Below are 12,076 nucleotides of genomic sequence, written 5' to 3' on the forward strand. Positions count from 1 at the left end.
TAATTTTTATTCAATAAAAGAAGATCTCTTCAATAATCTTCTTGGTTAAGACGTGCGTTTTGGGATTAGTTTTTTTAACTTCAATCAAGCCCTGCTGAACTAAATCATCTAACATTTTATTGAGCTTATAGCGAGTTAAGTTAAACATCATACTGAGATCTGAATCTGTAATCGCGCTCAACCGGCGACCAAATATTTCTTTTTGGCACAAGACAAATAAAATTTCTTTATTGATTTCAGTTAAATTATGTTGATCGAGCACCTTACGAGACTTGTGAAGCAGATGGATCCCTTCATCAAGTTGTTCAATGACATCAATCTGTCCTGCTTTTAGTAACTTCATCATACTAATTACAAAGTTGGTGCCTTCACCCTGATTGTACTGATTACTCATTTCATTGAATGCCTTGTAGTACGACTGACGCTGCTTAGCAATTGAAGTAGAAAATTGAATTGCTGACATCCGGTCTAGTTTTCTCGCGAGATAAGCACAGACAATAAACCTGCCGACCCGCCCATTACCATCATAAAATGTATGAATGTACTCAAAGTAATAATGAGCCAGAAAACACTTGGGAAGATAGGGTAAATCTTCATTATTCATTTCGGCAATCAACCGATTGAGATCGGTAATAATCGCCTGTTCATCTTCATCTCCCCGATGAATGATCTTATCTCCTGAAACGATTTTCACCGCTGATTTTCTAAAAAGTTCGCCGTCTGGCTGATCTTCTGGCGCTACTTCAGAACTGACTAACTCATTCCAGATTTCTCTAAAGTCTTTAACATTATGAATGGAGCTGTACTTTTCCTTTTGAAAGTTCTCATACAGCTTCACTAATCCCGCAAATCTTACGCTTCCGACATCATTTCTTTTCAGACGATCAACAGTATCGCTGATTTCCTGCCTTGAGCTTCTAACCCCTTCAATATCATTGGTACTGTAAAGTTCTTCGATTAAACTGTTATAAAAAAGCTGATCTTGAGCAAATTCAGTTAATTGCTTTAATCGGATTTCAATATCTAAAGAAATTGAATAAATTTCTTCTGATAATTTTAAAATCTGTGGTGCTGGCAGCAAAAAGATCTCGTATTGTACATGGTTGCGAAATTCTCTGACTAAAGGCGACATTATGAGTCCCGTGTGCATTGCCAATTCATTATCTTGTCGTTTTTCGACCAGTGCTTGATAATCTGCAGGATCTCTATATTTGTAGTAATAACTTTTTAATCCATGGTACTTTTCCATTATTGCGCCTCTTAATTTATTAAAAACGGATATTTTTTGAATCTTACTAACGGAAATACTACTTCTATTTATTAAAAAAAGCAATTTCTACAAAAATTATTAAATGCTAAAATAAATAAAAGATGCAAACGAGGTACATGATGAAGATCGTTGAATTTGGCAGGGACAATCCGAACGTAATAATTCTGCTTCATGGCGGAGGACTTTCTTGGTGGAATTTTAGGGAAGAAGCCGAGATTTTGGCGCAAAAATACCATGTGATTTTACCGATTCTTGATGGACACGCTGGAAGCGACCATAATTTTCAAAGCATCCAGGCAAACGCTCAAAGAATTATTAACTTTATTGATCAAAACTACCAAGGTCAAGTCTTGCTCATTGGTGGACTATCGCTGGGCGCGCAGATTTTAGTTGAAATTCTTTGTTTAAGAAGTGATATTTGCCAATACGCAATCATTGAAAGCGCCAATCTGATCCCATCTAAAATAACTAACGCCATGATGCCTTTTGCCATTAATCTTAGTTACGGATTAATTCAAAAAGAGTGGTTTTCTAAACTCCAATTTAAAAGCCTTAAGATGAATGAGCATTTTTATCCTGAATATTATCGGGATACTTGCCTAATCACTAAGGAAAACATGATTTCTTTTTTAAAGGCAAATACGAGTTTTCAAGCTGACCCAACCCTTAAAGATTGTCAGGTTAAAACACGAATTATCGTTGGAGCAAAAGAAAACGGGGCGATGAAACGCTCCGCGAATATTCTGCACGAGATGTTGCCTCACAGCACTTTAGAAGTTAAAGAAGGACTCTACCACGGTCAATACTCTTTAAATTATCCAGAAGAATATGTGCAGGATTTAAAACGGTCCTACAAATAGAATTTGTATTACTCTTTCTTCTACGGAACCATATTAGGTTCTTTATCTTTCCAGCTGCAGTTTAATTATTTAACCACCGATGCTTTAATGTGTTAATATCATCAATCTCTTCACTGGAATCTTCAATTAAACCAAATTCCTCTGCTTTAGCAATCAACATAGATTTTTCAATCTCATATGGGAGAACCATGACGTCACGATTAATCGGATAACTATTATTAAATTGGGTAATCATCATTTTAATTGCTTCTGATACACTAAGTCCAATTGCTTTCGCATTTTTTTCTAGATCTCGTTTTTCCTGATCTTCTAGACTAATTTCAATTTTTGATGTTGACATAGTTGCCACCTCCGTTTCATACCTAAACACATTAACGTATATGTTATCTTTGATATAGCTATACAATGTAAAAATATAATAGAATTATATAAGTTATAAATCATGGAGGTGAAAATGACATTAAGATTAACTCAAAACGACTTTAAAAAGCATACCAATAAATACCTAGACAAAGTGAGCGATCAAGATGAAACCTTATATGTTTCTCGATCCAAAGGACGCTCAGTTACTGTCATTTCACAACAAAAAATGAATTACATTGAAACTGCTCTAAGAGCTAAAGAAGAATCTCTTGACTACGCGATTCCAAAAGATCAATTAATCAAACGAGGGTTCTTACCTGATGATGAAATCGTTCAATCAAACGATAAATATTGGGACTAATTTAAATAATGGAACATTTAAATCTGATTTTACTTAATTATTCAACTTACTTCTTTAAAATGTATATCTTATCAGAATCATTATTTTCAAATGCCTGATAAGCTGGCGTCATTTCAAACGATTTGCCATTATCATTTGATTCTGCAACGGCTAACCTGCTGACACCAGTATCTGAATTATCATCAATATTTTCTTTTGTTTGCCAATTCTCTTTAACTTTAATCCCGGCAGGAGCTAGTAAAAGGCTTCGATACTTTATTATTTTTCCATTATCCTGTTGACTATCTTCTTTACCATGAATATTAATAACAAGGCTCCCGTCAGGGTGTTTCAGAACTTTATCAATTGAGTCATAAATTTGTTCCTCAAATCCTTGGATAATGACGGATCTTTGCTGAAAATTAATTGTATAGGGATGCCCGAATAGATCATATTTGCCATTTAAATAATCAAATTGCTCAAGATCAGTTACTTCCACCGTGGACTGATCGTTTTCTTCTGCTTTAGTATGACTTTTTGATTCAGTTTCCTTCTTTTCAGTCTCTGCTGACGACTTATCCCTGCTTATTGAATCCTCTTTTTGACTAAACGAGCTTTCTTCTTGTTTAATTTTGTCATCAGCTTGCTGATTTTGAGTTTTCAATAATTTTATTGTTAAAAATAAGATCAGAACGACTAATATAAAAATCAAAGTTATCGATATTGAAGTATAAGGGAAATGTTTTTCTTCTTTTTTTCTGCGATACATAATTATGTTTCTAACTCGTCTTTCAATAAATCATCTCGCATAATTTTGCTCAACTCCGGCATGCCTAACAGCGAAAAGTAATCGATCGCCATTTTGCAGGTATCCATGTCTTTTGCATTCTGTACTCATTAAATTATCCTAAGGATTATGTTCAGGATTTTAATTGAATTATTATAGCTTGTTCGTTAGCATTGACTTAAAGTGATTTAAACCCTACCTATATGTCAATTACCATCTTTTCGCAAAAAAATTGAATGAATAACGATCAACCAGCTTTTAATTTTTATTAAAAAATATTTTTAGCTCTGAAGATTAACTCACTTAAAAGATCTTGACTGACTTGACCAATTATTTTTCCGTGTCGAGCTTGATAATCAAAATTTGGAATTTGATAGGTAATAATAGATCCTTTTATTTGGGGTTGATTGTTTGAAATAGGCAAATAAAGTCGTTGATCATTTTTGAACTTTGAAGTTACCATCATTCCAACAACCATTCCGGTTGATTTATTATATCCTTTATTAGAAAGTACGACCATTAGTCTTCTAATATTCCCATTATGACCACCCTCTTCACGACCAGCATGTGGCTCGGCATCAATATAAATTAAATCCCCTTGATTAGGAAATATCAATCAATTATCTCCTTACCACGCGGCTTTTCAACCCCATAATTACCGACATCCGCCATTTCTTTTTTAAAATCAATATCAGCAAATTCTCCATTAAGCCAAGGATTATTTTCAGCAGTACGATATTCAAGCGTCCCATCTTTTTTTAAAAATAAAATGTATTTTCTACCGGCTGGAATTTGAGCTTTTTTAGGAACCGTTAAAACTACAGAATTACCAGTTTGACGCGTAGAAAATTCTCCCAAAATTCTTTCATTTTTTTCCATTTTTTTGCCTCCGTCCGTAAATACAAGTATATATCAGCGAAATCAAGATTACGATCAGCAAAATTTCAATTAAATTTATCAGTTCAAATCCTGATTAAGTAAAAAATGGATCATATCATCTCTCAACTAACTCGTCTTTCAATAAATCATCTCGCATGCTATTACTAAACTCCGGCATGCCTAACAATGAAAAATAATCGATCGCCATTTTGCAGACAGCCAGATCTTTTGCCTCATGAGTTTTATGGTATTCGATCAAACTTTTATACACTAATACAACATTTTTGTAGAAAAACAACTGTGGTTTAGTTGTAATTTGGTCAGCTGCTTCAATAAAAAGACTTGTTTCACTTTCCCTTTTGTCTTTAATACAAAAACTCAATAAATTGCAAATGATTCCTAACACTGCTTCTTGAATATTTTTATCAGGGTTGTCTTTAAATTTTTCAACCATCTTTTTCGCTAAAATAAGATTACTGTCAAGATCATAAAAGTACATACAATTACAGTAAAGTTCTAGTTTAGTTTGATCAAAATCTGCTGCATTGAAAATTTTCTCTTTTAAAGCAGTTTTGTCGGCTTCCGTTAATTCGTTGGGATTATTATCTAATAACGCAATAAAAACTTTAATCATCAGAATTTGTTCATCACGATTGGGATCATCTCCCTCAACAAAAATTTTCTGAATTTTTTTAAGCTCTCTGGCATCTCCGTGATAATAAGCCTCAATAATAATATTATCTATTTTTGTTTTAATATCATGATGCTTTTGATCTTGATAATTGTATTCTTTAAAAAAATCGATGATTGAAACATTATTTTTTCGAAGGATCTCAACTAAATCTTCGGCCGTGATGCGATGCTGATTCTTCTCGACTTTTGCATAATAAGAAGGACTAACAACACCATTAGCCCATTCTTTTTGTGTTCTAAGTTTTGAAATCCGATACTGCTTTAACAATTCACCAATCGTCATAGTTTCTCCAATTTTTATTAAAATAAGTATATATTAAGTTTTTGAGGGCTCAAAGTGATTTTTAAGAAAAAAAACCCGAACCACTACAAAGCAGTTCGAGCAATTGTTATTAGCTACGACGATTAACTAAGTTTTTCTCAAAATTAAAATTTTCTAACGTATTTTTAGTCTTAACGATTAGTGACGTCTAAGACTTTATCGCCTTCGGAAATTTCATGATCGTTAAATTCAGAAACTTTTTCAATTGCATCCATATTAGTTACCGCAGTAATAACTGTTGCTTCTTTAGATGCCTCAGAAATTTGTTTAAGATCCATGATTCCCAACTGCTGTCCAGCTTCAACGTGCTTACCTGCTTGAACGTCAAAGCTAAAAGGTTTGCCGCCAAGTTCTACTGTATCGATTCCTAAATGAACCAAAATTTCGAGACCTGTATCAGTCTTTAAAGTAAAAGCATGCTTTGTATCAGTAATCGTAATAATTGTTCCGCTTGCAGGTGCTACAATTGTTTCCATTGTCGGTTCAACCGCAAAACCATCGCCTAACATTTTTTGAGAGAACACGTCATCTTTAACCTCTTCTAACTGAATCAATTTACCAGAAACAGGAGCGACTAACGGTGTAACAGCTTTAGAAACGGGTGCTGCATTCATAACATCATTAAGTGATTGTGTCTGTTCACTAGAACTATCAGTTGGCATATCAAGAAGGTTGCCATTAACATCTTTGGCAACCATTGCTGTTTTCGGAGTTCCAAAGAAGTAAGTTAAAACAAATCCTCCTGCATATGCTGCTAATAATCCAAAAACGTAGCTCAGCCATTTACCATTAGCAATTAATGGGATCAAGGCAACTCCTGAAGGTCCAATTGAAGTTGCCCCAACATGAAATGCTCCAATGACAGCTCCACCGATACCTCCGCCAAAACATGCAGTGATGAATGGTCGGCCTAATGGGAGAGAAACTCCATATATAAGCGGTTCACCTACTCCTAAAATTCCAACAGGTAATGCTCCTTTAATCATGCCTGTTAACTGCTGATTCTTGCGGCAGCGAACCCAAAGTGCGATTGCAGAACCAACCTGTCCCGCACCAGCCATTGCTAGTATTGGAAGCAAAGGAGTGTAACCCATTGTTTTAATCATTTCCAAATGAATTGGGGTTAAGATCTGATGAAGTCCCAACATTACCATTGGAAGAAATACAGTTCCCAAGATGAATCCGGCGAATGCTCCGCCAATTTTCAAAACCCAATTAATTCCGCCAACTAATGAACCAGAAAGCCATCCGGCAGCCGGCATGATTAAGAAAATTGTAAAGCAGCCCATGATTAAAAGGCTCAAAAATGGCGTAAAAATAATATCAATGGCATCTGGAATGACTTTATGGAACCATTTTTCAACATAAGACAAAATCCAGACCGCAAACAAAACTCCTAAAACACCACCTGAACCTGCAACTAATGGTTTACCTGTAAAAATATTTGGCAGCGTAACAGGAGGAACTACTCCCGGGAGATAAATTAATCCAGCGACAATTCCTCCCAAACCTGGTGTTGCCCCAAATTCTTTAGCTGTATTAATACCGACATAAATGTTTAAATAGGTAAACAAACCGCCATTAATAACTTTTAAAACTGTGATTGCAGTAGTCCAGCTGGCACCAATAGTTCCAGCCACCTGCATATTGCTCAATATTCCTGCAATCCCTGATATAAGGCCGGCCCCAACAAAAGCTGGAATCAACGGAATAAATACTGCACTAATATGTTTTAAGGCCGCTCTCCACCACGTCTGCTTCAACTTAGCTTTTTGTTCTGCATGAACTTGGGCTGCTTTTGCTTCTACTGCACTTTTACCATCGAAAGTTGTAGGAAACGGTTCTCCTAACTCAACTCCCACTTGGTCGACCATTGCTTTGGATACTTTATCGACAACACCTGGTCCAACAATTACTTGAAGCGTATCTTCTTTAACAACACCCAATACTCCAGGAACTTGTTTAAGTCCTTCCATATCAACTTTTGAATAATCTCTAATTGTAATTCGTACTCGCGTCATACAGTGAATCAACTTTTCAACGTTGTCTGGTCCACCAATATGATCGTAAATACCTTTACTGATAGCTAAATACTTATCTTCCGCCATTATTTTCCTCCTTCTAAAAACCTTTACGCATTGCTTTTTTGTACTTTTGAATAACTTTTCTGGATTTTTTCAATCTTTCATTTGACTGCTCATAATACTTGCTGACAAATGAATAATAAATAATATCAACCAGCATAAATTGCGTATGCAAAGACTGAGTTGCTGCAATTCTAAAATCAGCTTCCATTGGCTGCGAAGTCTGAATATTAAAATCACCCAGAGAGTTCAAAGTATTTGCTCCTAATTTAGTGGTTGTAATCACCGTCACACCAGCTTCTTTTGCAAATTTTGCAGCCAAAATGACTTCTGGTGATTCTCCACTATTAGAAATCACCCATAATACACTGTCGTGATCACTTTTTTTGCTTGTTACAATTAATGGCAGCAATTGGTTTAGATCATCACTAACCACGCAAGCATACCCAATGCGGGTCCATTTCTGACCGATATTTTTAGCAGTTAAAAATGATGCTCCAACCCCAAAAAGCAGTATTTGTTTTGATTGATGAATTAATGAAACAATCTGATTTACCTCATGATCATTAATCTGAGCAACAGTCTCTTCTAGTGAACGTTTAGAGTTGTTTAATAACTTCTCTTTAATTACCGAAAGGCTCTCATTAGCTTTAATATCTGAATATAAAGCTTTGTCAATGTCTCGATTGCTTAAATCTGCCGATAATTGTAATTTCAATTCATTATATCCACTAAAATTTAAACTCTTTACAAAACGGCTTACCGTTGCTGCACTAGTACCAGCAGCATTCGAAAGCTGTTGAACATTCATTTCTAGAATCAAATTGGGATTTTCTAAAACATAATTTGCAATTTTAAGCTCTTGATCTGTTAGATCATTTTTTACACTTTCAATATTTCCTTTAACACTCATCTAAGCGCCTCATAATCTCTCATATTTATACCAATATCACCCCTTATTAAAACTTGTTTCATGCTATTATCATTTATTTTATGAAAAAATATATCGTCAAATTAATAAAAAACTTGAAATACCATTTCATTACAGGTAAACTATACAAGAGAAAGGGTTTTCAGTCAAGCGCTATTTTGTTTTAAAATATTGAATGGAGTTTACATACATGCTTGGATTTTCAATTTATTTGCACCAAGAAATAGATACTGAAGTTAAAACTAGAATTAAAGAGATGACTGATGCCGGATTTAAAGGAGTTTTTTCCTCGCTTAATTTACCAGAAGATGATCCACAATATTTATTAAAAAGACTTTTTACTTTGGGTAACATCTGCCAAGAAAATGATCTTTTGTTAACCGTTGATATTTCTCAATCTGCACTAAAAAGGCTCGAATTTAACATAGATGATTTATCGAACTTATTAGATTATGGTATATCTCAATTACGGCTTGATGATGGATTTTCGATGGAAGAAGTCGCAGAATTATCAAAAAATATTAAAATTGCTTTAAACGCCAGTACTATTAGCGAAAATGACTTTGAAATATTAAGGAAGAATGATGCCGATTTTAATAATATTGAGGCATGGCATAATTTTTATCCTCGCAAAAATACTGGTCTTGACCAAAAATGGTTTATAGATCGTAATCGATGGTTAATTCAACATGATCTTCAAGTAATGGCTTTCGTCCCAGGTGATGGTAAACTGCGTGGTCCAGTTTTTTCCACTCTCCCAACTTTAGAAAGTGATCGATATCAACGGCCGCTTGCACCAGCGATTAAAATGCTGAATCAAGGTATCAGTAAAGTATATATTGGAGACGAATCTTTAAGTGATGCTTCCCTCAAACAATTTGAAGCATACACAAAACATGATACGATTCTTTTAAATGTAAAATGCTGTGATGTAGTTCCAACTTATTTCGGACAAGTTTTACATCAAAGACCAGACCTTGCTCGTGATGCAATTAGAATTATTGAAGGAAGAAATCTTAAGGAAGGGACTGTTACTCCCGACGCCATGCCTCAAAATCGATCTCGAGGAAGTATTACTATTGATAATATCGATGCTAAACGTTACGAAGGTGAACTTCAGTTTATCAAAAATGATCTGCCAGCTGATAAAACAGTTAATGTAGTTGGCCAGGTTGTAAAAGAGGACTTGAATTTATTAGATGTTTTCAAACCCAACCAAGCAGTCAAATTAGTTGAAAATTAACATTTGAAAGGATATTTTAAAATTGGATCTCAAAAAATTAGAAAGTTTATCAACCGAAAAAAGTAACCCGAAAACATCTGAATTGGACAAAATGTCAGCTCTTGAAATTGTTACAATAATGAACGAAGAAGATCAAAACGTACCAAAAGCTATTCAAAATGTTTTACCTGAAATAGCACAAGCTGTTGATTTAATCGTTAAAGGGTTTAACGCTGGCGGAAGACTATTTTATATCGGTGCTGGTACTAGCGGTCGCTTAGGGGTACTAGACGCTGCTGAATGCGTTCCAACATTTGGCACGGAACCTGAAATGGTTCAAGGTTTAATTGCCGGTGGCATGAAAGCAATGACCATTGCGGTAGAAGGTGCCGAAGACGATATAGATCTTGGAAGACAAGACTTAATTGATCATCAATTAACTGAAAATGACACCGTTGTGGGGATTGCTGCCAGCGGTCGAACTCCATACGTAATTGGGGGGCTTGAATATGCAAAAGAAATTAACGCAGGGACTATTGCCCTATCTTGCAACCACAATTCCGAAATCAGCAAACACGCAGAAGTCGGTATTGAAGTCGTTGCTGGACCCGAAGTTTTGTCAGGCTCAACTAGATTAAAAGCAGGAACAAGTCAAAAGTTAGTTTTAAATATGCTGTCAACGGCTTCCATGGTTAGAATCGGCAAAACCTACGGAAACCTAATGGTTGATGTTCGACCTACTAATGAAAAATTAGTTGAAAGAGCTAAGAAAATGATTATCACCGTCACTGGTGTCGATGAAAAGACAGCTGAATCAGCCCTCAAGGAATCAAACAATTCTGTCAAAGTTGCGATTGTGATGATTCTTAACCAAGTAAGTGCTAAAGAAGCAAAAAAAGAACTTACTGTTGCGAATGGATTCATTCGAAAAGCGCTTGGAAAATAAACAAATAGAGGCTGTGACTTTATGTCACCAGCCTCCTTTTAAAGTTCCCATTTTCGGTAGGGAAACACCTGACTTTTAAAGCTCCCATTCACGGTAGGGAAACACCCGACTTTTAAAGTTCCCATTCACGGTAGGGAAACACCCGACTTTCACAAAATAATAATATATTTTTTTAAGTGCTGTCAACATGTAAATTGTAAAACAAATTACAACTTGTTTTCTTCGTAACCTCATATTCCCTACGTAGTTATAAAACGATAAAATTGTGGTACGGAGGTTAACTAAAAATGACTGAAAAAATAATCAAGCCATTTAAAATAGGAGATTCTTTGTATTTAAGAATCAGTGAAAAAGACTGTAAACTATTAGGCCTTTACGAAAACACCTTATTAAAAAAGGAAATATCAGCTGATGGGAAATCAATAACATTCAGCAAGGAAAATGACATTGATAAATTTATCAATCAGTTTTACCAATATCACGGCGAATTAATGACTGATTTAGAGAACAAAAAGAACCCAGAAAACACATATGGGTTCTTTTTATTTGTTTTCAAAAATAAATTTTTTTAAATCTTTTCCAAAATCGTTCATTCCCAATAATTCAAAATCACTAACTTCTCTTTCACAAAGTTCAAAGTCTGCGGGATCCACCAGTTCTGTGATAATCAATCAATTTTTTCATTACAAAAAAGCATTTCTTCACAAAAAGAAGCTCCTGCCGAGTTTTAATTTGATCTGCGAATTGAATAAAAACTGATGCTTCATCTTCTCTTTTGTTTTCAATACATGAAGACAGGAGGTTATCGATTATTGTCAGTAAAGCTTCTTGAATCTTTAAATCTTGATTATCCTTAAATTTCTTAATAATTCTTTTTGAAATAATCAGATTGTCTTCTAAATCATAAATACTCATGCAATTGGCATATAACCCAAGGCTCGTTGTATCAAGTCCTGAATAGTTAAAAATTTTCTCTTTAATTTCAGCTTTCTCAGCTTCTGATAACTTTTCGGTACTTTCATCCATCTCAGAAACATAAATCTTAATCAGCAATAGTAAGATATCGTGGCTATATATCACTCTCTTCAACCATTCTTTTAATTTTCTTCAGCTCTTTAACATCATGCCGATAAGTCGCTTCAGCAATCAAATGTTGAATGACCTCATTATCATCTTGATCTTTTTTATCTTCATAATTCAGTTCACTAAAAAATCCGAGTACTAACACGTCATTTTTACGAAGAATTTCCAGCAGATCCTCAGGCTGTTATGCGATGCTGATTCTTCTCAACTTTTGCATAATAAGAAGGACTTACGACGTCTTTTGCCCACTCTCCTTGGGTCTTAACATTTTAAATTCGATACTTTTTTAACAGTTC

At 34.8% G+C, this 12,076-nt stretch carries 15 protein-coding genes; 5 read left to right on the forward strand and 10 right to left on the reverse strand.

Annotated features, from left to right (window positions below; all coding sequences use genetic code 11):
• Window positions 1-10 precede the first annotated feature (10 nt).
• Window positions 11-1,249 (reverse strand): Fic family protein, encoded by a 1,239-nt coding sequence (locus tag R8749_RS08480; RefSeq protein WP_317695942.1) that lies wholly within the window; start codon window positions 1,247-1,249, stop codon window positions 11-13.
• A gap of 140 nt (window positions 1,250-1,389) precedes the next feature.
• Between R8749_RS08480 and R8749_RS08485 the strand changes: the two genes are divergently transcribed.
• Window positions 1,390-2,130, forward strand: a complete 741-nt coding sequence (locus tag R8749_RS08485) for an alpha/beta fold hydrolase (RefSeq protein ID WP_317695944.1) — start codon at window positions 1,390-1,392, stop codon at window positions 2,128-2,130.
• 61 nt (window positions 2,131-2,191) lie between these two features.
• Here R8749_RS08485 and R8749_RS08490 read toward each other — a convergent pair whose 3' ends face one another.
• Window positions 2,192-2,470: a hypothetical protein gene (locus tag R8749_RS08490; protein ID WP_317695946.1), complete on the reverse strand. Its 279-nt coding sequence runs from the start codon at window positions 2,468-2,470 to the stop codon at window positions 2,192-2,194.
• A gap of 114 nt (window positions 2,471-2,584) precedes the next feature.
• Between R8749_RS08490 and R8749_RS08495 the strand changes: the two genes are divergently transcribed.
• Window positions 2,585-2,854: a type II toxin-antitoxin system Phd/YefM family antitoxin gene (locus R8749_RS08495; protein ID WP_317695948.1), complete on the forward strand. Its 270-nt coding sequence runs from the start codon at window positions 2,585-2,587 to the stop codon at window positions 2,852-2,854.
• Between the two features lie 46 nt (window positions 2,855-2,900).
• Here the strand turns inward: R8749_RS08495 and R8749_RS08500 are convergent, their stop codons facing one another.
• From R8749_RS08500 to R8749_RS08525, 6 genes are all read right to left on the reverse strand, one after another.
• Window positions 2,901-3,602 carry a hypothetical protein gene (locus tag R8749_RS08500; RefSeq protein ID WP_317695950.1) on the reverse strand — a complete coding sequence of 234 codons (702 nt, stop codon included), beginning with the start codon at window positions 3,600-3,602 and terminating at the stop codon, window positions 2,901-2,903.
• A 286-nt stretch (window positions 3,603-3,888) separates the two neighbouring features.
• On the reverse strand, window positions 3,889-4,236 hold the full coding sequence (locus R8749_RS08505; RefSeq protein ID WP_317695951.1) for a type II toxin-antitoxin system PemK/MazF family toxin: 348 nt from the start codon (window positions 4,234-4,236) through the stop codon (window positions 3,889-3,891).
• Window positions 4,233-4,499, reverse strand: coding sequence for a hypothetical protein (locus R8749_RS08510; protein WP_317695954.1), 267 nt, complete (start codon window positions 4,497-4,499; stop codon window positions 4,233-4,235). Before R8749_RS08510 ends, R8749_RS08505 begins: the two co-directional genes overlap by 4 nt.
• A 115-nt stretch (window positions 4,500-4,614) precedes the next feature.
• Window positions 4,615-5,475 (reverse strand): helix-turn-helix domain-containing protein, encoded by an 861-nt coding sequence (locus R8749_RS08515; protein ID WP_317695956.1) that lies wholly within the window; start codon window positions 5,473-5,475, stop codon window positions 4,615-4,617.
• 170 nt (window positions 5,476-5,645) lie between these two features.
• Window positions 5,646-7,622, reverse strand: a complete 1,977-nt coding sequence (locus R8749_RS08520; RefSeq protein ID WP_317695958.1) for a glucose PTS transporter subunit IIA — start codon at window positions 7,620-7,622, stop codon at window positions 5,646-5,648.
• Between the two features lie 13 nt (window positions 7,623-7,635).
• Window positions 7,636-8,511: a MurR/RpiR family transcriptional regulator gene (locus tag R8749_RS08525; RefSeq protein ID WP_317695960.1), complete on the reverse strand. Its 876-nt coding sequence runs from the start codon at window positions 8,509-8,511 to the stop codon at window positions 7,636-7,638.
• Between the two features lie 208 nt (window positions 8,512-8,719).
• Here R8749_RS08525 and R8749_RS08530 point away from each other — a divergent pair, with 208 nt between their 5' ends.
• The 3 genes from R8749_RS08530 to R8749_RS08540 all read left to right on the forward strand — a co-directional run bounded on the left by R8749_RS08530 (window position 8,720) and on the right by R8749_RS08540 (window position 11,269).
• On the forward strand, window positions 8,720-9,772 hold the full coding sequence (locus tag R8749_RS08530) for a MupG family TIM beta-alpha barrel fold protein (RefSeq protein ID WP_317695962.1): 1,053 nt from the start codon (window positions 8,720-8,722) through the stop codon (window positions 9,770-9,772).
• A gap of 22 nt (window positions 9,773-9,794) precedes the next feature.
• Entirely contained in the window at window positions 9,795-10,697 is a 903-nt protein-coding gene (gene murQ / locus R8749_RS08535; RefSeq protein ID WP_317695964.1) for an N-acetylmuramic acid 6-phosphate etherase, read from the forward strand.
• 287 nt (window positions 10,698-10,984) lie between these two features.
• Window positions 10,985-11,269, forward strand: a complete 285-nt coding sequence (locus R8749_RS08540) for an AbrB family transcriptional regulator (RefSeq protein ID WP_317695966.1) — start codon at window positions 10,985-10,987, stop codon at window positions 11,267-11,269.
• Between the two features lie 61 nt (window positions 11,270-11,330).
• On the opposite strand, the gene R8749_RS08545 is transcribed toward R8749_RS08540, so the two are convergent.
• Together R8749_RS08545 and R8749_RS08550 are read right to left on the reverse strand one after the other, a co-directional pair.
• Window positions 11,331-11,777, reverse strand: coding sequence for an Rgg family transcriptional regulator (locus R8749_RS08545; protein WP_331678449.1), 447 nt, complete (start codon window positions 11,775-11,777; stop codon window positions 11,331-11,333).
• Complete coding sequence (locus R8749_RS08550; RefSeq protein WP_317695970.1) at window positions 11,767-11,925, reverse strand: hypothetical protein; 159 nt, start codon at window positions 11,923-11,925, stop codon at window positions 11,767-11,769. Before R8749_RS08550 ends, R8749_RS08545 begins: the two co-directional genes overlap by 11 nt.
• Between the last annotated feature and the right edge of the window lie 151 nt (window positions 11,926-12,076).

The organism is Xylocopilactobacillus apis (genome assembly GCF_033095965.1).
GTDB classification, from domain to species: Bacteria; Bacillota; Bacilli; order Lactobacillales; family Lactobacillaceae; genus Xylocopilactobacillus; species Xylocopilactobacillus apis.

Excerpts from the sequence above, each read along its gene's own strand:
- R8749_RS08520 (WP_317695958.1), bottom strand. The coding sequence starts at position 7,622 with ATGGCGGAAGATAAGTATTTAGCTATCAGTAAAGGTATTTACGATCAT.
- R8749_RS08510 (WP_317695954.1), bottom strand. The coding sequence starts at position 4,499 with ATGGAAAAAAATGAAAGAATTTTGGGAGAATTTTCTACGCGTCAAACT.
- R8749_RS08515 (WP_317695956.1), bottom strand. The coding sequence starts at position 5,475 with ATGACGATTGGTGAATTGTTAAAGCAGTATCGGATTTCAAAACTTAGA.
- R8749_RS08495 (WP_317695948.1), top strand. The coding sequence starts at position 2,585 with ATGACATTAAGATTAACTCAAAACGACTTTAAAAAGCATACCAATAAA.
- R8749_RS08525 (WP_317695960.1), bottom strand. The coding sequence starts at position 8,511 with ATGAGTGTTAAAGGAAATATTGAAAGTGTAAAAAATGATCTAACAGAT.
- R8749_RS08485 (WP_317695944.1), top strand. The coding sequence starts at position 1,390 with ATGAAGATCGTTGAATTTGGCAGGGACAATCCGAACGTAATAATTCTG.
- R8749_RS08540 (WP_317695966.1), top strand. The coding sequence starts at position 10,985 with ATGACTGAAAAAATAATCAAGCCATTTAAAATAGGAGATTCTTTGTAT.
- R8749_RS08480 (WP_317695942.1), bottom strand. The coding sequence starts at position 1,249 with ATGGAAAAGTACCATGGATTAAAAAGTTATTACTACAAATATAGAGAT.
- R8749_RS08490 (WP_317695946.1), bottom strand. The coding sequence starts at position 2,470 with ATGTCAACATCAAAAATTGAAATTAGTCTAGAAGATCAGGAAAAACGA.
- R8749_RS08500 (WP_317695950.1), bottom strand. The coding sequence starts at position 3,602 with ATGTATCGCAGAAAAAAAGAAGAAAAACATTTCCCTTATACTTCAATA.
- R8749_RS08530 (WP_317695962.1), top strand. The coding sequence starts at position 8,720 with ATGCTTGGATTTTCAATTTATTTGCACCAAGAAATAGATACTGAAGTT.